The organism is Pseudomonas putida, assembly GCF_002741075.1.
GTDB lineage: Bacteria > Pseudomonadota > Gammaproteobacteria > Pseudomonadales > Pseudomonadaceae > Aquipseudomonas > Aquipseudomonas putida_T.
The window spans coordinates 5128194-5146051 of sequence record NZ_CP016634.1; the positions used below are offsets into that span (position 1 = coordinate 5128194).

The 17858-nt window shown below is 63.3% G+C and carries 15 protein-coding genes and 1 riboswitch; of the genes, 10 read left to right on the plus strand and 5 right to left on the minus strand.

The window, feature by feature from the left end:
* Nucleotides 1-65: 65 nt before the first annotated feature.
* Nucleotides 66-2045: a sigma-54-dependent Fis family transcriptional regulator gene (locus IEC33019_RS23945; RefSeq protein WP_070092168.1), complete on the minus strand. Its 1980-nt coding sequence runs from the start codon at nucleotides 2043-2045 to the stop codon at nucleotides 66-68.
* A gap of 267 nt (nucleotides 2046-2312) precedes the next feature.
* Here IEC33019_RS23945 and exaC point away from each other — a divergent pair, with 267 nt between their 5' ends.
* The 9 genes from exaC to IEC33019_RS23990 all read left to right on the plus strand — a co-directional run bounded on the left by exaC (nucleotide 2313) and on the right by IEC33019_RS23990 (nucleotide 11570).
* Nucleotides 2313-3833 (plus strand): acetaldehyde dehydrogenase ExaC, encoded by a 1521-nt coding sequence (gene exaC / locus IEC33019_RS23950; protein WP_070094726.1) that lies wholly within the window; start codon nucleotides 2313-2315, stop codon nucleotides 3831-3833.
* 193 nt (nucleotides 3834-4026) lie between these two features.
* The gene (gene eat, locus IEC33019_RS23955; protein ID WP_070093949.1) at nucleotides 4027-5475 is read left to right on the plus strand and encodes an ethanolamine permease; all 1449 of its coding nucleotides are present in this window, start codon (nucleotides 4027-4029) and stop codon (nucleotides 5473-5475) included.
* Between the two features lie 48 nt (nucleotides 5476-5523).
* Nucleotides 5524-6918, plus strand: a complete 1395-nt coding sequence (locus tag IEC33019_RS23960; protein ID WP_070093948.1) for an ethanolamine ammonia-lyase subunit EutB — start codon at nucleotides 5524-5526, stop codon at nucleotides 6916-6918.
* A gap of 8 nt (nucleotides 6919-6926) precedes the next feature.
* A complete protein-coding gene (gene eutC / locus IEC33019_RS23965) occupies nucleotides 6927-7745 on the plus strand; it encodes an ethanolamine ammonia-lyase subunit EutC (protein WP_070093951.1) in 819 nt (272 codons plus the stop codon).
* Nucleotides 7746-7853: 108 nt separating this feature from the next.
* Nucleotides 7854-8312: a GNAT family N-acetyltransferase gene (locus IEC33019_RS23970; protein WP_043210178.1), complete on the plus strand. Its 459-nt coding sequence runs from the start codon at nucleotides 7854-7856 to the stop codon at nucleotides 8310-8312.
* 304 nt (nucleotides 8313-8616) lie between these two features.
* Nucleotides 8617-9264, plus strand: a complete 648-nt coding sequence (locus tag IEC33019_RS23975) for a DedA family protein (RefSeq protein ID WP_070093947.1) — start codon at nucleotides 8617-8619, stop codon at nucleotides 9262-9264.
* Nucleotides 9265-9270: 6 nt separating this feature from the next.
* On the plus strand, nucleotides 9271-10086 hold the full coding sequence (locus tag IEC33019_RS23980) for a zinc-dependent peptidase (protein ID WP_070093946.1): 816 nt from the start codon (nucleotides 9271-9273) through the stop codon (nucleotides 10084-10086).
* Nucleotides 10087-10178: 92 nt separating this feature from the next.
* Nucleotides 10179-10706: an inorganic diphosphatase gene (gene ppa / locus IEC33019_RS23985; protein WP_051097266.1), complete on the plus strand. Its 528-nt coding sequence runs from the start codon at nucleotides 10179-10181 to the stop codon at nucleotides 10704-10706.
* 186 nt (nucleotides 10707-10892) lie between these two features.
* Nucleotides 10893-11570 carry an XRE family transcriptional regulator gene (locus IEC33019_RS23990; RefSeq protein WP_070093945.1) on the plus strand — a complete coding sequence of 226 codons (678 nt, stop codon included), beginning with the start codon at nucleotides 10893-10895 and terminating at the stop codon, nucleotides 11568-11570.
* A gap of 267 nt (nucleotides 11571-11837) precedes the next feature.
* Here the strand turns inward: IEC33019_RS23990 and IEC33019_RS23995 are convergent, their stop codons facing one another.
* Complete coding sequence (locus tag IEC33019_RS23995; RefSeq protein WP_070093950.1) at nucleotides 11838-13043, minus strand: RtcB family protein; 1206 nt, start codon at nucleotides 13041-13043, stop codon at nucleotides 11838-11840.
* Between the two features lie 95 nt (nucleotides 13044-13138).
* Nucleotides 13139-13280: riboswitch (FMN riboswitch) on the plus strand.
* Between the two features lie 79 nt (nucleotides 13281-13359).
* On the opposite strand from IEC33019_RS23995, the gene ribB reads away from it, so the two are divergent.
* Nucleotides 13360-14010 (plus strand): 3,4-dihydroxy-2-butanone-4-phosphate synthase, encoded by a 651-nt coding sequence (gene ribB, locus IEC33019_RS24000; RefSeq protein WP_070093944.1) that lies wholly within the window; start codon nucleotides 13360-13362, stop codon nucleotides 14008-14010.
* Between the two features lie 116 nt (nucleotides 14011-14126).
* On the opposite strand, the gene IEC33019_RS24005 is transcribed toward ribB, so the two are convergent.
* From IEC33019_RS24005 to IEC33019_RS24015, 3 genes are read right to left on the minus strand one after another with little or no spacing between them, the layout of a single operon-like run.
* Complete coding sequence (locus IEC33019_RS24005) at nucleotides 14127-15323, minus strand: SGNH/GDSL hydrolase family protein (protein ID WP_070093943.1); 1197 nt, start codon at nucleotides 15321-15323, stop codon at nucleotides 14127-14129.
* A 1-nt stretch (nucleotide 15324) separates the two neighbouring features.
* Entirely contained in the window at nucleotides 15325-16419 is a 1095-nt protein-coding gene (locus IEC33019_RS24010; protein WP_070093942.1) for an SGNH/GDSL hydrolase family protein, read from the minus strand.
* Entirely contained in the window at nucleotides 16406-17809 is a 1404-nt protein-coding gene (locus IEC33019_RS24015; RefSeq protein WP_070093941.1) for an MBOAT family O-acyltransferase, read from the minus strand. The genes IEC33019_RS24010 and IEC33019_RS24015 overlap by 14 nt, the downstream gene beginning before the upstream one ends.
* Nucleotides 17810-17858: the final 49 nt, after the last annotated feature.

Sequence of the window (17858 nt, forward strand, 5' to 3'; positions counted from 1 at the left end):
GTCGACCTCGCAAAACTTCGGGGCAGGTTAGCCCAGGGCGAGGGAAATCGCACTCGCTGTTTCGCTCAGCCTGCCCTGGCGATGCCGTGTTTGCGCAGTTTTCGATACAAGGTATTGCGGCTGATGCCCAGATGTTCGGCGACGTGGGTCATGTGCCAGCGCTTTTCCTCCAACACCGCCAGCAGGGCATCCCGTTCGGCCTCCTCGAGTGTCGCGGGGTCTCTGTAAGCCCGGGCGGGCGCCACGATTGCGCCAGACCGGTCAACGGCATTGGCCCCGCTGGCGCAATCGCTGGGCAAGGCCGCGCCCACAGGGTTTGCAGATGTCCTGACGATGGCGGGAAGGTCGGAAAACTCGATGCGGTTGTCTTCACACAGCGCGACCAGCGTGCGCAGCACATTGCGCATCTGCCGAACGTTGCCCGGCCAGGCAAAGTCCAGCAATGCCTGGCGAGCGAGCGGCGCGAGGTCGACGGCATGGCCATTGGCTTCCTGGCGCAACAGGAAGTCCAGCAACTGCGCCTTGTCGCTGCGCTCACGCAACGCTGGCAGCGCCACTTCCAGACCATTGAGCCGGTAATACAGGTCCTCGCGGAAACTGCCCTCCCTCACCCGCACCAGCAGGTCACGGTGAGTGGCACTGATGATGCGCACATCCACCGCCTGGGGTTCACCACCGATCGGCACCACCTGGCGCTCCTCCAGCACCCGCAGCAGGCGGGTCTGCAGGGCCAGCGGCATGTCGCCGATCTCATCGAGCAGCAAGGTGCCACCGTCGGCCTGCAACAACTTGCCACGCATGCCTTCCTTGCGTGCCCCAGTGAAACTGCCGCCGCGATAGCCGAACAGTTCGCTCTCGATCAGGCTTTCCGGGATCGACGCACAGTTGATCGCCACGAACGGCTTGTTGCGGCGCTGGCTGGCCTGATGCACGGCCTGGGCGAACGCCTCCTTGCCGCATCCGGTCTCGCCGCACAGCAGCAGCGGCACATCACGCTCGAACACCCGCACGGCGCGGCGCAGGTCTTGCTCCAGCGCGGGATCGACCACGCAGATACCGGTGGGAATGTCACGCCGGGCCTCGGGCAGGCCTACCGGCACCGACCAGGTGGATGCCCGAGCCTGACCACGCAGACTGGCGAACACCTGCCGACCATCGCGGGTATGCAGCGGCCAGGCCGTAGTGCCCTGGGGTGTGGCGCGGCTGAACAGCTCGTCATGGCCGCAGGCGAAGAACATCCCCACCGGCTTGCCGAGCATGCCACCGCGAATGGTACCCAGCAGGTTCAGCGCGCTCTGGTTGACCGCGCAGATCCGGCCGTCGCCATCGAACGCCACCAGCCCTTCGCTGAACAGCCCGACCGACTCGGCCTGCAGATGGAAACGCAGTAGCCACTGATGTTCGAAATGACGCAGGAAATAACAGCTCTCGATCATTTTCGCCGACAGGTTGACCAGCGCCATGGTGTGGAACTGGCTCTGTCGCGAGACTTCCGGGCGCGCCGAGGAGACATCGAGCACCGCCAGCAATTCGCCATGAGGGTCGAACACCGGGCTCGCTGAGCAGGTCAGCCCGGTGTGACGACCACGAAAGTGCTCGTCTTGATGAATGGTCAGGGCCTGGCGTTCGACCAGGCAGGTGCCGATGCCATTGGTGCCTTCACGCGCCTCGCTCCAGTCGGCGCCCAGCCATAACCCGGCACGCTCGAAGATGCGCCGCTCGGTGGAAGCGGTCACGCAGTTGAGGATCACGCCGCGGGCATCGGTCAACAGCACGGCATGGCCGGCGCCGGAAAGCTGCTGGTGCAGGCTGTTCATCTCGGTGTCGGCGATTTGCAGCACCTGGTGCAGGCGTTCGCGGCTTTCCAGCAACCGGCCATGCTCAAGCACCACAGGCGCCTGGGCCTGGGCCGGATCCAGGTGATAGTCCTCCAGGCAGCGTAGCCAGGAGCGCGCGATCGAAGGGTCGCTGCCGGGTCCGCTGGCCTGGCCGTTGGCAACCGTGAGCACCTGGTGCGCATGGCGGCTGAACGAGTTGCTCTGCATTGTTGTTCTTCTCCGCAGATAGAGCGTTGCGCCAGCATCCTCCACCTGTCAGCGCATTGCAACGACACGCTGACCACTGAGTCATACGCTGTATCGGAGGCGGTACAAAATGTCACAGCAGGCGTGCCACTGTTGCCACAGCCGCGACCGATCAACCCACACAGCACAAGGCAGACCCCTTGATTTACAAGGGGCTCACGGCACTGGCCCGACCTTTGCTCTACGCTTTTCAACTCCGCAACAAACACAATAGCCAGGAGACACACCATGCGTTACGCACATCCGGGTACCGAAGGCGCGAAAATTTCCTTCAAGAGCCGCTACGGCAACTACATCGGCGGTGAGTTCGTTCCTCCGGTCAAGGGTGAATACTTCACCAACACCTCCCCGGTGAACGGCCAGCCGATCGCCGAGTTCCCACGTTCCACCGCCGAAGACATCGACAAAGCCCTGGATGCCGCTCACGCCGCCGCCGATGCCTGGGGCCGCACCTCGGTGCAAGACCGCTCCAATGTGCTGCTCAAGATCGCCGACCGCATCGAGCAGAACCTGGAGATCCTGGCCATCACCGAAACCTGGGACAACGGCAAGCCGATCCGCGAAACCCTCAACGCCGACATCCCGCTGGCAGTCGATCACTTCCGCTACTTCGCCGGCTGCATCCGCGCCCAGGAAGGCGGCGCCGCCGAGATCAACGAAAACACCGTGGCCTACCACATCCACGAGCCGCTGGGCGTGGTCGGGCAGATCATCCCGTGGAACTTCCCGCTGCTGATGGCCGCCTGGAAGCTGGCCCCAGCGCTGGCCGCCGGCAACTGCGTGGTGCTCAAGCCCGCCGAGCAGACCCCACTGGGCATCGCCGTGCTGATGGAACTGATCGGCGACCTGCTGCCCAAGGGCGTGCTCAACGTCGTGCAAGGCTTCGGCCGTGAGGCCGGTGAAGCCCTGGCCACCAGCAAGCGCATCGCCAAGATCGCCTTCACCGGCTCCACCCCGGTGGGCTCGCACATCATGAAATGCGCCGCCGAGAACATCATCCCGTCTACCGTGGAGCTGGGCGGCAAGTCGCCGAACGTCTACTTCGAAGACATCATGCAGGCGGAGCCGGCGTTCATCGACAAGGCCGCCGAAGGCATGGTGCTGGCGTTCTTCAACCAGGGCGAGGTGTGCACCTGCCCATCGCGCGCCCTGGTGCAGGAGTCGATCTACCCGCAGTTCATGGAAGTGGTGATGAAGAAGGTCCTGCAGATCAAGCGCGGCGACCCGCTCGACACCGACACCATGGTCGGCGCCCAGGCGTCCGAGCAGCAGTTCGAGAAGATCCTCTCGTACCTGGACATCGCCCAGAAGGAAGGCGCCGAGCTGCTGACCGGCGGCAAGGTGGAGAAACTCGAAGGCAGCCTGGCCACCGGCTATTACATCCAGCCGACCCTGCTCAAGGGCAACAACCAGATGCGCGTGTTCCAGGAAGAAATCTTCGGCCCGGTGGTCAGCGTCACCACCTTCAAGGACGAAGCCGAAGCCCTGGCGATCGCCAACGACACCGAGTTCGGCCTGGGCGCCGGTGTGTGGACCCGCGACATCAACCGCGCCTACCGCATGGGTCGCGGCATCAAGGCCGGTCGCGTCTGGACCAACTGCTACCACCTGTACCCGGCCCACGCCGCGTTCGGTGGCTACAAGAAGTCCGGCGTCGGCCGTGAAACCCACAAGATGATGCTCGACCACTACCAGCAGACCAAGAACCTGCTGGTGAGCTACGACATCAATCCGCTGGGCTTCTTCTAACTCGCGTCGCCTGCTTTGCCGGCGATCCCGCTCCCACAGACCCTGTGGGAGCGGGATTACCCGCGAAACAGCCGACCTGATCCCATAAACCAGGGCGATGGCGTGCACCCCTCGCTCTGGCTCGCTTCTTGCCAGACCTATCACCAAGGGCCGGAACGCTTCTGGCCACCAAGAAAAACAACAGGTGAACACTATGCCAAGCGATCACTCCGGCAGCGCGCCGGCAAGCTCTTCGGTCGACTTCGAGAAAGTCGACGCGGATTATTTCCAGCACCGACAACTGAAAAAAGGCGCCGCCGGCTGGGTCCTGCTGGTGGGCCTGGGCGTGGCCTATGTCATCTCCGGTGACTACGCCGGCTGGAACTTCGGCTTGGCCCAGGGCGGCTGGGGGGGCATGTTCCTCGCCACCTTGCTGATGGCCACCATGTACCTGTGCATGTGCTTCTCCCTGGCCGAACTGTCCTCGATGATCCCCACTGCCGGCGGCGGCTACGGATTCGCGCGCAGTGCCTTCGGTCCTTGGGGTGGGTTCCTGACGGGCACGGCGATCCTGATCGAATACGCCATCGCGCCCGCCGCCATCGCCACCTTCATCGGCGCCTACTGCCAGTCACTGTTCGGCATTGGCGGCTGGATGGTGTACCTGGCCTTCTACATCATCTTCATCGGCATCCATATCTTCGGTGTCGGTGAAGCGCTCAAGCTGATGTTCATCATCACTGCCATCGCCGCGATTGCCCTGGCGGTCTTCCTCGTGGCCATGGTGCCCCATTTCGAGGCATCGAACCTGTTCGATATCGCCCAGACCGACGCGATCGGGGCCAGCAGCTTCCTGCCCTTCGGCTATGTCGGCATCTGGGCGGCAATCCCCTATGCCATCTGGTTCTTCCTCGCGGTCGAAGGTGTCCCTCTGGCTGCCGAAGAAACCAAGAACCCTCGCCGTGACCTGCCACGCGGCCTGATTGGCGCCATGCTGGTGCTGGTCGCCTTCGCCCTGCTGATCCTGGTGATCGGCCCCGGTGGCGCGGGCTCTGAAGCGTTGAAGGCGTCCGGCAACCCACTGGTCGAGGCGCTGGCCAAGGCCTATGGCGGTTCCACCTGGATGGGCAGCTTCGTCAACCTGGTGGGCCTGGCCGGCCTGATCGCCAGCTTCTTCTCGATCATCTACGCCTATTCGCGGCAGATCTTCGCGCTGTCGCGTGCCGGCTACCTGCCGCGCAAGCTCTCGGAAACCAACAAGAGCAAGGCGCCGGTGCTGGCCTTGGTGATCCCCGGCATCATCGGTTTCGGCCTGTCGCTGACCGGTCAGGGTGACCTGCTGATCCTGGTGGCCGTGTTCGGCGCCACGCTCTCCTACGTGCTGATGATGGCCGCGCACATCACCCTGCGCATCCGTCGCCCCAAAATGGAGCGTCCTTATCGCACCCCTGGCGGGATCTTCACCTCGGGCGTGGCCCTGGTGCTGGCCTGCGTCGCGGTGGTCGCCGGTTTCCTGGTGGACCCACGCGTGGTGGTTGGCGCTGCCGTAATCTATGGGGTATTAATTGCCTACTTTGCTTTCTACAGCCGTCACCACCTCGTGGCGGGGACGCCGGAAGAGGAATTCGCCGCGATCCAGAAGGCCGAAGAGGCCCTGCACTGATCGCCGACTTACGCCGCGGGTCGACCCGCGGCGCTCTGGAGATTCTGTATGGCAAGTTTCGTACACACGGTGGGTAATCAGATCTACCGCTTCGACAGTCTCAAGGACGTCTTGGCCAAGGCCAGTCCGGCCCGCTCGGGCGACTATCTGGCAGGCGTCGCAGCCAGCAACGACGGCGAGCGTGTCGCCGCGCAAATGGCCTTGGCCGATATTCCCCTCACGCATTTTCTCAACGAAGCGTTGATACCGTACGAGGCGGACGAAGTCACCCGACTGATCATCGACACCCATGACAAACAGGCCTTCGCCCCTGTCAGCCACCTCACCGTCGGCGGGTTTCGCGACTGGCTGCTCAGCGAGGCCGCCGACGAACAGAGCCTGCGCGCCCTCGCCCCCGGCCTGACCCCGGAAATGGCCGCGGCGGTGTCGAAGATCATGCGCGTCCAGGACCTGGTGCTGGTCGCACAGAAAATCCGCGTGGTGACAAAGTTTCGCGGCACCATGGGCCTGCGCGGGCGCCTCTCGACCCGCCTGCAGCCCAACCACCCCACCGACGAGCCGGCGGGCATCGCGGCGAGCATCCTCGACGGCCTGCTGTATGGCAACGGCGATGCCATGATCGGTATCAATCCGGCCACCGACAGCATCGCCTCGATCTGCACCCTGCTTGAAATGCTCGATGCGATCATCCAGCGCTACCAGATTCCGACCCAATCCTGCGTGCTGACCCACGTCACCACCTCGATCGAAGCCATCAATCGCGGCGTGCCACTGGACCTGGTGTTCCAATCCATCGCCGGCACCGAGGCGGCCAACGCCGGTTTCGGCATCAACCTCAACGTGCTCAAGGAAGGCTATGAAGCCGGCCTGTCGCTCAAGCGCGGTACCGTCGGACAGAACCTGATGTACTTCGAGACCGGCCAGGGCAGCGCGCTGTCGGCCAACGCCCACCATGGCGTGGATCAACAAACCTGCGAAACCCGCGCCTACGCCGTGGCGCGTCATTTCAACCCGTTCCTGGTCAATACCGTCGTCGGCTTCATTGGCCCGGAGTACTTGTACAACGGCAAGCAGATCATCCGGGCAGGCCTGGAGGATCACTTCTGCGGCAAGCTTCTGGGCGTGCCCATGGGCTGCGACATCTGCTACACCAACCATGCCGAAGCCGACCAGGACGACATGGACACGCTACTGACCCTGCTGGGCGTGGCCGGGATCAACTTCATCATGGGCATCCCCGGCTCCGACGACATCATGCTCAACTACCAGACCACCTCCTTCCATGACGCGCTCTATGCGCGCCAGACCCTGGGCCTCAAACCTGGGCCTGAGTTCGAGGCGTGGCTGGAACGCACCGGAATCTTCACCCAGGCCGATGGCCGGGTACGCTTCGGTGACAATCTGCCGCCGGCCTTCCGCCAGGCACTGGCACAGCTTGCATAGGGATGACCATGGACCGACAGACACCCACTCCCGAGAATCCTTGGCTGGCCCTGCGCAACCTGACCCCGGCACGCATCGCCCTGGGCCGCACCGGCACCAGCCTGCCGACCGGTGCGCAGTTGGACTTCCAGTTCGCCCATGCCCAGGCCCGCGATGCCGTGCACCTGCCCTTCGACCACGCGGGCCTGCGCGAACAACTTAACGCCCGTGGTCGCGAAAGCCTGCTGGTACACAGCGCGGCCAGCGATCGCCACCAGTACCTGCAGCGTCCCGATCTGGGTCGGCGCCTGGACGAAGCATCCGTCCAGCACCTGCGCGAACATGCCCAGGCCAATCCGGGCGGTGTCGATCTTGCGATCGTGGTCGCCGACGGCCTCTCGGCCCTGGCCGTGCACCGCCACACCCTGCCCTTCCTGGCCCGCTTCGAAGAGCATGCCGCAGCCGACGGCTGGCGTTGCGCGCCCGTCGTGCTGGTGGAACAGGGCCGTGTGGCGGTGGCCGATGAAGTCGGTGAACTGCTTGGCGCGCGCATGACGGTCATGCTGATCGGGGAACGCCCTGGCCTGAGTTCACCCGACAGCCTGGGCCTGTACTTCACTTACGCGCCCAAGGTCGGCCTCACCGATGCCTACCGCAACTGCATCTCCAACGTGCGCCTGGAAGGCCTGAGCTACGGCATGGCAGCTCACCGCCTGCTGTACTTGATGCGCGAGGCCTGCCGGCGCCAGCTTTCCGGCGTGAACCTGAAGGACGAAGCCGAAGTCCACAGCATCGAAAGCGACACGGCCTCAGGCAAAAGCAGTAACTTCCTGCTGGGAGAACAGTAAAAAACATGTAATGGAAGGCGGATTGCGCTTCTAACCTGCTTTGGGCAGCATGCGATTGAAAGCTGCTGGCAATCCGCCGTATCCCCAAATGGACACTGAGGGCCGCACATGCGCATCATCAAGGCAACCCTGGAACACCTCGACCTGCTGACCCCCTTGTTCGTGAAATATCGCGAGTTCTATGGGCAGCTGCCGTACCCGGACAGCTCGCGCAGCTTCCTGGAAAAACGTCTCAAGCGTGGCGAATCGGTGATCTACCTGGCCCTGCCGGATGACGAGGAGGGGCGTCTGCTTGGTTTCTGCCAGCTCTACCCGAGCTTCTCCTCCCTGTCGCTCAAGCGCGTTTGGATTCTCAATGACATCTATGTGGCCGAAGACTCCCGCCGTATGCTGGTGGCCGACCACCTGATGCGTGAAGCCAAGAAAATGGCCAAGGACACCAACGCCGTGCGCATGCGGGTCTCCACCAGCAGCGACAACGACGTGGCACGCAAGACCTACGAATCGATCGGCTTTCGCAAAGACACCGAGTTCGAAAACTACATTTTGCCGATCACCCAAGACTGACCACCGCCTTTTCCTGCAGGAACAGGTTTATCCGCGAAGACCGGCACAGGCGGTGCCATGCATCGCGTCGCCTGCTTCGCGGGTAAACCCGCTCCCACAGGGCAGTGAACTCGTTTCGGTCTCGGTGCAAGGCCACCCGACATCCGCCGCTACAAACTCCACAGGCACATTCCCACCATCGCCGTATAATGCCCTTCCTGTCATGTGTGAAAATTTACCCGCCCGCAGGTAAAAAAGCCTACGCCCTTGGCACAGTCCGTCATCGTGCGCCCGTAGCTGCGGGTCAAGAACACAGGTGTTGTACATGGAATTCAACCCGCTGGACCTTATCCTGCATCTCGATGCTTACCTCGATCTGCTGGTCACCAACTACGGCCCCTGGATCTACGCCATTCTCTTCGCGGTGATCTTCTGCGAGACCGGGCTGGTGGTGATGCCCTTCCTGCCGGGCGACTCCTTGCTGTTCATCGCCGGTGCCGTCGCCGCAGGCGGTGGCATGGATCCAGTACTGCTGGCCGGCCTGCTCATGGCCGCGGCGATCCTGGGTGACAGCACCAACTACGTCATCGGCCGGACCACGGGCGAGCGGCTGTTCCGCAACCCCAATTCAAAGATCTTCCGCCGCGACTACCTGCAGCGTACCCACGACTTCTATGAGCGCCACGGCGGCAAGACCGTGACCATGGCGCGCTTCCTGCCGATCCTGCGGACCTTCGCACCTTTCGTCGCAGGTATCGCGCACATGCACTATCCGCGCTTTCTGGCCTTCAGCGTCACAGGCTCGCTGCTGTGGGTCGGCGGCCTGGTGACCCTGGGCTACTTCTTCGGCAACGTCCCGGTCATCAAGCAACACCTGTCGCTGATGGTCGTCGGTATCATCATCCTGTCGCTGGTGCCAATGATCCTGGGCCTGCTGCGTGGCCGCCTGGGCCGCACGGCGAAGGTCCACTGACCGGTCATGTGGTCGCTGCGCGCCTGGCGTCGCCGACGTACCCTGGCCCGATACCCCGTCGATCCACAGTTGTGGCAGGTGGTTCGCGAGCGCCTGCCCCTGCTCGACGGCATCAGTGACCAGGAAGACCGCATCCTGCGCGAAGCCTGCGTACTGTTCCTGCGCGACAAGCACCTGACCGCCTTGCCCGGCGTGGAACTGAACGACGAACAGCGTCTGTTCCTCGCCGCCCAGGCCCAACTGCCGCTGCTGCACCTGGGCGACCTGAACTGGTACCAGGGCTTCCACGAGATCATCCTCTACCCCGACGACTTCCTCAGCCCACAACGCCACCGCGATGCCAGCGGTGTCGAACATACCTGGGATGCCGAGCACAGCGGCGAAGCCTGGCAACAGGGTCCGGTGATCCTGGCCTGGCCCGGAGTGCTGGCCAGCGGCGGCTGGGAAGCCTACAACCTGGTGATACACGAACTGGCGCATAAGCTCGACATGCTCAATGGCGATGCCAATGGCCTGCCGCCGCTGCACAACGACATGCGCGTGGAGGCTTGGGCAAGCGCCATGCAACAGGCCTACGACGACATGAACCGGCAACTGGACGCCAACCCGGACGCCGAAACCGCCATCGACCCGTACGCTGCCGAAAACCCGGCGGAATTCTTCGCCGTCACCAGCGAGTACTTCTTCAGCGCGCCCGACCTGCTGCACCAGGTATATCCACAGGTGTATCAGCAACTGGCGCTGTTCTATCGCCAGGACCCGCTCGCCCGCCTGGAGCGATTGCAGGCCGAACATCCTCTGTATCGTGAAACCCAGGCCTGACGGGGCCGCACATCTGGCGGGGCGTGGCATGCCCAGTAGGAATGTGCCTATAATCGCCGCCACTTTTTGGTCAAACACGGGGGCACTGCCCAATGAGCTACAGCAAGATTCCGGCAGGCAAAGACCTGCCGAACGACATCTACGTCGCCATCGAGATCCCGGCTAACCACGCGCCGATCAAGTACGAGATCGACAAGGACAGCGACACCCTGTTCGTCGACCGTTTCATGGCCACCCCGATGTTCTACCCGGCCAACTATGGCTACATCCCGAACACCCTGGCCGACGACGGTGATCCGCTGGACGTGCTGGTCGTGACCCCGTATCCGGTCGCTCCAGGCTCGGTCATCCGCGCCCGTCCGGTCGGCGTCCTGCACATGGACGACGAGAGCGGTGGCGACGCTAAGGTCCTGGCCGTTCCTCACGACAAGCTGAGCCAGCTGTACGTCGACGTTAAGGAATACACCGACCTGCCAGCCCTGCTGCTGGAGCAGATCAAGCACTTCTTCGAGAACTACAAGGATCTGGAGAAAGGCAAGTGGGTCAAGATCAAGGGCTGGGAAGGCGCTGACGCCGCCCGTGCCGAGATCACCAAGTCGGTTGCTGCCTACAAGGGCTAAGACCGGATTGAAGAAAAGCCCTGCTTTGGCAGGGTTTTTTTTGCCTGATTGAAATTCACGGCACGCTGCGCGCGAAAAAACCTACTTAGTCCTAAGCGAAGCTCGGACAATTGCATTCATTTCCTACAAAACGTATCAACTTCGCGTTCATTCCCGCTCCTGCGCCGACTCGCTAGACTCGGCCCCATGAATACTTCCGGCGACCGCCTAAGGGCCCTCCTCCAGGAGTGCCATCTGACCCCTTCCGACTTTGCCACCCACCGCGGTGTCACGCCTCAACATGTCAACAATTGGTTCAGGCGTGGCGTGCCCTTGGCCCGTCTGGACGATATCGCCGAACTGTTCTGCGTGCATCGGCGCTGGCTGCGCACGGGCGAAGGGCCCAAGCATGTCAATCCGCTTGCGAGCCAATACCCCTCGCACCTCAACATGACGCAGCCGGCCAATCATGAAGGGAGCTTTACCCGGCTACCGGTCCATGTGCTGCGCAACGGAAACCTCCAGCCCGACGAAGGCAAGTACCTGTCATTTTCAGAACAGATGCTGCAAACGCTGGGGGTTGCTCTGGAGGATGCCGCCTGTATTCCGATGCCCATGACCGGCATCGCCTCGATCATCCCCACGGAGGCCACCCTGGTCATCGACCGCAGCCTGACGTGGGTCGTGGATGGCGAAACCTACGTGCTGGCGCACAACGGCCGGCTGAGGGTTCATCGGCTGAGCCGAGATCGACTGGACAACCTTTACCTGCACGGCCACGAACCCACTGAACGCTATACCCCAAGGCAGCGCCAGGCCCAAGGCATGCAGATCCTCGGCTGGGTGTTCCATTGGTCCTGCTTCAGCCTGCGTCGCCCTTGTTGAAACACCCGGTGCCACTTTTTGCTGGGCAACCCGCCCTGGCCCTAGTATGCTACGCCGCACATTCTGCCCCGGCCGGCGCAAGCCGCGATCCAGAGGGCCTGGCGACGCCTCACACAGCCGTCCGCCATCTCTTTCAGGCCTTCATGGCCATCCCGTTTAAGGCGGTTGCGGCTTACCAAAAATTAGCCAAGACTGTCCCCGAGAAGCCGGCCACAAGCCGGCTTTTTTATTGTCCAAAATTATTAGCTGAACCCGCGCCTACAAGGCTCAGCCTTTGACGCACACCACCTGGCGTAAGGTGTGTACCACTTCCACCAGCTCTCGCTGGGCGTGCATCACCGCATCGATGTCCTTGTACGCCATCGGGATCTCATCGATCACGTCCTTGTCCTTGCGACACTCCACATGCGCCGTGGCCCGCCGCTGATCCTCGACAGTGAAGCGACTCTTAGCCTTGGTGCGGCTCATTACCCGGCCAGCGCCATGGCTGCAGGAGCAGAACGATTCTTCATTGCCCAGACCACGCACGATGAAACTCTTGGCGCCCATGGAGCCAGGGATGATGCCCAACTGGCCTTTTTGCGCCGACACCGCGCCTTTGCGGGTGACCAGCACCTCACGGCCGAAGTGCTGCTCACGCTGGACGTAGTTGTGGTGGCAATTGACCGCCTCGAGATTCGCCTCGAACGGCTTGCCCAGGGCCCTGCGCGTGGCCGCGATCACCGCCTGCATCATCAGCTCGCGGTTGTGCCGGGCGAAGTCCTGGGCCCACTCGACTGCCTCCACGTAGTCGGCAAAGTGCCGGCTGCCTTCTTCGAAGTAGGCCAGGTCCTTGTCGGGCAGGTTCGCCAGGTGCTGACGCATGTCGGCCTGGGCCAGCTCGATAAACAGGTTGCCGATGGCGTTGCCCACGCCGCGCGAGCCACTGTGCAGCATGAACCACACGCGGTCGGCCTCATCGAGGCAAACCTCGATGAAATGGTTGCCGCCACCCAGGGTGCCCAGGTGGTGGCGGTTGTTGGTCTTCTCCAGACGCGGGTACTTGTCGGTGATCGCCTTGAAGCGCGCGGCCAGGCCACGCCATGCCCGGTCGGCGTGCGCTGGCACGTCATCCCAGGCGCCTTGGTCGCGGCGACCGAAAGTCTTGCCATGGGGCACGGCTTTTTCGATGGCGCTGCGCAGGCCGTGCAGGTTGTCCGGCAGGTCGCGGGCGTGCAGCGAGGTGCGCGCGGCGATCATGCCGCAGCCGATGTCCACACCCACTGCGGCCGGGATGATCGCCCCGACGGAGGGGATGACGCTGCCGATGGTCGAGCCCTTGCCCAGGTGCACGTCCGGCATCACCGCCAGGTGCTTGAAGATGAACGGCATCCGCGCGGTGTTCATCAGTTGCTTGCGGGCGTCGTCCTCCACCGGCACGCCATCGGTCCAGAGCTTGATCGGCTTGCCGCCGGCGACGTCGAGAATGTCCATGATGTACTGCCTCACAAAATCCATGCTGGCCATGATACCGCCGAAGGTCGTACACCGTCGGCTTGCCAGCGAGGTGGCACAGTGGGGTATGCTTGCCGGGTCTTCAGGGCGGGGTGAAAGTCCCCACCGGCGGTAAATCGAAAGATGAGCCCGCGAGCGCTTCGGCCATGCCGGAGGTCAGCAGACCTGGTGAGATTCCAGGGCCGACGGTCATAGTCCGGATGAAAGAAGGCGTCAGGCGGGAGCCATCGGGTGCTCCTGCGCGCGCGTTTTGTTCGCCCCGAGACGTTCATCGATCATTTACGAGGAGCGTTTCATGTCCACCACGCATCACCCCAAGTTCACCAATGTCACCGCTGCCATCGCCGCCTTCCAGGCCGGGCGCCCTGTGCTGCTGCTCGACGATGACGACCGCGAGGACGAAGCAGACATCATCGCCGCCGCCGAGAACATCTCACTGCAGACCATGGCCATGATGATCCGCGATTGCAGCGGCATCGTCTGCCTGTGCCTGGACGAAGCCACCGTCGACGCTCTGCAGTTGGCGCCAATGGTGCAGAACAACCAGGCTCGCCACGGCACCGGCTTCACCGTCAGCATCGAGGCGGCAGAAGGCGTCAGCACCGGCGTGTCGGCCCAGGACCGCATCACCACCATCGAAGCCGCGCTGCGCTCCACCGCCGAGCAGCGCCATATCGTCAGCCCCGGGCATGTGTTCCCGTTGCGCGCGCGCAATGGCGGCGTTCTGACTCGCCGTGGCCACACTGAAGGCTCGGTGGACCTGGCACGCCTGGCCGGCCTGCGCCCAGCGGCGGTGCTGTGCGAGCTGATGAACCCCGACTGCAGCATGGCCCGAGGTGAGCAGGTGACCGTCTATGCCCGCCAGTACAACCTGCCGGTGCTGACCATCGAGGAACTGGCGCGCTATCGCGAGGCGATGGCCGAGCGTGAAGCCGTGCCGGCCTGAGGCAAAGGGCTGCGGAGCGAAAGGCTCGCTCGGCAGCGCTTTCTTCGCGGGTAAGCCCGCTAGCGGGCTTATCGAGCCCGCAGCCGGTGACAGCTACCGCAATCAGGCCGCTGCTGTCAGCGCAGCTGCAGCGGCCCTTTCAAGAATTGATACAACCCCGCCGCACTTTTGCGATACCCCTCGGCAGTCAGGTGCACCAGATCCGGACGAGCCAGCCCACTCGCCTGCCAGGCCGCAATCGAGCAGGGCCCGCCCATGTATCCCTGCCAGTCCCAGAACAGTGCCTTGTGCTTCTGCGCGGCCTGCCGCTGGATACGTATCACCGCCGCCAACGGCTGTGGCTGGCGCGCCGCACAGGTACGCGCCTTGCGCTGCTTGATCGAGTCGGGTGGGCCTACCAGCAGGATCGCCGCACGCGGCAAAGCCTGGCGCAGGCCAGCGAGGGTCGCGTCCAGCTGCGATTGGTAGAGGCTCAGGTCCAGGGTGTCGTCGAACGCTTCATTGGTGCCGTAGGCGAGAATCACCAGGTCCGGTCGCAAGGTTTTGAGGCTTTCCTGCCAGCCTGGCTGCCACTTGCTCACCACCTCCAGCCGAGCACCGTTGATGCCTAGGGACGAATAGGTCACGCCGGTGTTCTTCTGGCCCTGGATGTACCAACCACCGAGCACCACGCCCTGACTGCCCTCCACACCGAGCCGCACAGGCAAGCTCAGGTTGGTGAATGCCGGGCTGAAGCGCCACTGGCCGTTGCTGGCCGGCAGCATGCGCCGCTGGCTGCCATTGGCCACCAAGGTGCTGTTGCCTGATGCCTGGTACAACGCCGAGATCCGGTAGCGCTGCGCATCGGGGTCGCGGGCCTGAAGCATCACGCTGGCGTTTTCCACTGTCGGCCGCGACAGGTACCCACCCAGAGGAAACTGGCTACTCTGCTGATTGCGCGCCGACACCAGTTCCCACTGCTGCCGCTCACTGGCGATGATCACCCGGTCGTTTCTGATGCCCGGCACCGATGACGCCGGCACCAGGCCAATACCCCCATCACCATAGCGCTGCTGCAACAAGCGGCGCAGCTCGCCACTGAACAGATCGGCGGCAGTATGCGAATCGCCCAGCTGGACGATGGAGACCCCGGCCCTATTGGCACCGCGCAATTTGCTCGCCAGCAACGAGAGGTTGCCGTCCTGACGCGTAGCCTGCGCGGGCGCCACCCTGGCGAAGGGCTGTGCCTGCGCAACAACTCCCGCACCGTTGCTGCAGCCTGGCAGGGCGCCGATCAGCAGGGCCAGGCCCAGCAAGTGATGCCATTGGCGCATCTCAATGTCCTGTAACGGTCAGGCCAGGGAAAGCGATCAGCGACAGCACCTGTGCTGCGATCATCTTCTGGCCCGTGATGGTGAAATGAATGCCGTCGTCCCCCCGCACCTTGACGCGCTGCCCGTCGGGCATCTGCACCGCATAGGCGAACTGTTCGTCAGGGTAGCCAAGGAACGGGTTGGCCGAGACATAGTGCTGACCGAACAACGCCGTACGCTCTTGGTACAGGCCGCTGAGGTAGGCCATGGCCGTGGAGAGCCGGGGCTTTTCCATGTTCGGCGGGCCGACCCAGATCACCTGGACGTTGTGCTGGCGCGCCTGCTCGAGGATGGCGTCGATCCGCGAACGGTAGATCGCCTCCCACTCAGGCGTCTTGAAGCGCAGGAACGGCTTACCCTTGCCCTGGGGCATGTCCCAAGGATCGTTCGGCCCCATGAACACGACCATCAGGCGAATGTTTGGATTGGCGGCCAGGGTATCGGTCACGGTCTTGGGCCAATTGAAGAAGCCGGGGTAGGCAAGGCCGGTGCTCTGCCTGCTGAGGTTGACCGTCCTGATCTGGTAGCGCTTGCGCAGGCTGTTGGCCAGGTGCGGCGCCACGCCTTGCATCAGTGAGTCCCCCACTAGGAAGACCTCATCACCAGTGGCCAGGCTCGCCAGCGTGCCAAGAGGCTTCGCGGCGGGCACTGGAGCCTTGGCCGGCAGCGGCTGCGCCAACGGCCTGGGTACGGGAGCCGGCGGCCTTGGCTTAGCAGCCGGGGCTGCCGGCTGCAGGTCCACCGTCACCACCGGCATGGTCGGTGGCAGGACGACAGGCGCTGGCGTCGTTGCCACCTGCGCGCTGCGCCGCAGACTGTCGACAAAACTGTCGCGGGCATCCTCCAAGGCCAAGGTGAGATTACCGCCCAGACGCCAGGCAGGTGATTGGCCGATCACCGGCAGATCGCAACCTTGGTGGTACTTCTGCTGGCAATACAGCTTGATCGAATCCTGGTTCAGCCAGCACAGCAACAGCGTGGCAATGACCAATGCATAGAGCGCCCGGGCAGCGCCCAGTTGCGCCTGGAACAACTGCCGGGTATCAGAAACTGGCATAGATGAACCCCGGCACACCCGATTGCGACGCAAAGATCACCAGTGACACGAACACCGCCAGCGGCACCGGATACAACGGCCACGGCAGGCGCTGGCTGGCGGCAAAACCCTTGCGCAGACTCGCCAGCCATTGTGGATAAGTGGCCACGCCGAGCACGCAGCCAAGCACCGCCAAACCGGTGGACGAGGACAGCCCGGCAATGCTCACCTGGGCGATGCCTGCGAGCATGTCCCAGGCGCCATCGAGCGTCGTGCTGCGGAAGAACACCCAGGCGAACGCCACGTAGTGGAAGGTCAGCAAGCGTGCAGCCAGCCCTGCGCCCCGCAGCGCCTTGGCCCCTGGCAGTAGTTGGTCGAACAGCTTGTAGACCGCCAGCCCCACACCATGTAGCGCGCCCCAGAGAATGAAGTTCAGGCTCGCTCCGTGCCAAAGACCAGACACCAGCATGGCCAGCAACATGTTCAGATTGCCACGCCACACGCCTTGGCGATTGCCGCCCAGGGGGATGTAGACGTAATCACGGATGAAGCGCGACAGGCTGATATGCCAACGCCCCCAGAATGCCTTGAGGTTGTGCGCGGCATAGGGCGCATTGAAGTTCTCCGGCAGACGAAAGCCCAGCAGCAAGGCGATGCCAGTCACCAGGTTGGTGTAGCCACTGAAGTTGAAGTAGATCAGGAAGCTGTAGCCATACACGCTCAGCAACACTTGCTCCGGTGTGAAGCTGCCAGGCGTGTCGAACACCGGATCCACCCACTCGCTGGCCAGCCAGCCGCCAAGCAGAAACAATTTGACGACCGCCAGGGCGATCAGCCCCAAGGCCCGCTGCGGCTCGAGCACCTGGCGAATCGTTGTCGGGCGGATCTGCGGCAGCATGTCCAGCGCACGATTGACCGGGCCAGCCACCAGGCTTGGGAAGAACGCCAGGTACAACGCCAGGTCCAGTGGCGCGGCTGGCGCCAGTTCGCGCCGGTTGATCGACACCAGGTAGCTCACCGAATGGAAGATGTAGAACGACATCCCAATCGGCACCAGCACTTCCAGAACCGGCAAGGACACCACCCATCCCGACAGGGCCAGGGCTGCCTGCACGCCTTCGACGAAGAACGCCTGGTACTTGAACAGATAGAAGCAGCCCAGCACCAGCCCAAGCAACAACGCCCGGCAGAACCAGCGCCCCGGGTAACGCGCCGCCAGCAACCCGAGCAGATACACCAGCACGCTGTAGCCCAGCAGGATGTAGAGCGACTGCAGGCTAAAGCTCGCCACCAGCCCATAGCTGGCCGCCAGCAGCAGCACGTTTTGCAGGCGTACGCTCCAGCACAGGCTCCAATAGACAATGAAGAACAGCGTGAAACAGAGGCCGAATTCGATCGAAAGGAAGCTCACAACGTAATCCGTTACGTGACATCGAGTAGGAAGGGGCGCCGACAGCTTG

Coding starts and splice junctions, on each gene's coding strand:
- IEC33019_RS23990 (WP_070093945.1), top strand. CDS start 10,893: ATGAATACTTCCGGCGACCGCCTAAGGGCCCTCCTCCAGGAGTGCCAT.
- ribB (WP_070093944.1), top strand. CDS start 13,360: ATGTCCACCACGCATCACCCCAAGTTCACCAATGTCACCGCTGCCATC.
- ppa (WP_051097266.1), top strand. CDS start 10,179: ATGAGCTACAGCAAGATTCCGGCAGGCAAAGACCTGCCGAACGACATC.
- IEC33019_RS23960 (WP_070093948.1), top strand. CDS start 5,524: ATGGCAAGTTTCGTACACACGGTGGGTAATCAGATCTACCGCTTCGAC.
- eutC (WP_070093951.1), top strand. CDS start 6,927: ATGGACCGACAGACACCCACTCCCGAGAATCCTTGGCTGGCCCTGCGC.
- exaC (WP_070094726.1), top strand. CDS start 2,313: ATGCGTTACGCACATCCGGGTACCGAAGGCGCGAAAATTTCCTTCAAG.
- IEC33019_RS23945 (WP_070092168.1), bottom strand. CDS start 2,045: ATGCAGAGCAACTCGTTCAGCCGCCATGCGCACCAGGTGCTCACGGTT.
- IEC33019_RS23970 (WP_043210178.1), top strand. CDS start 7,854: ATGCGCATCATCAAGGCAACCCTGGAACACCTCGACCTGCTGACCCCC.
- IEC33019_RS23980 (WP_070093946.1), top strand. CDS start 9,271: ATGTGGTCGCTGCGCGCCTGGCGTCGCCGACGTACCCTGGCCCGATAC.
- IEC33019_RS23975 (WP_070093947.1), top strand. CDS start 8,617: ATGGAATTCAACCCGCTGGACCTTATCCTGCATCTCGATGCTTACCTC.
- IEC33019_RS24005 (WP_070093943.1), bottom strand. CDS start 15,323: ATGCGCCAATGGCATCACTTGCTGGGCCTGGCCCTGCTGATCGGCGCC.
- IEC33019_RS23995 (WP_070093950.1), bottom strand. CDS start 13,043: ATGGACATTCTCGACGTCGCCGGCGGCAAGCCGATCAAGCTCTGGACC.
- eat (WP_070093949.1), top strand. CDS start 4,027: ATGCCAAGCGATCACTCCGGCAGCGCGCCGGCAAGCTCTTCGGTCGAC.
- IEC33019_RS24010 (WP_070093942.1), bottom strand. CDS start 16,419: ATGCCAGTTTCTGATACCCGGCAGTTGTTCCAGGCGCAACTGGGCGCT.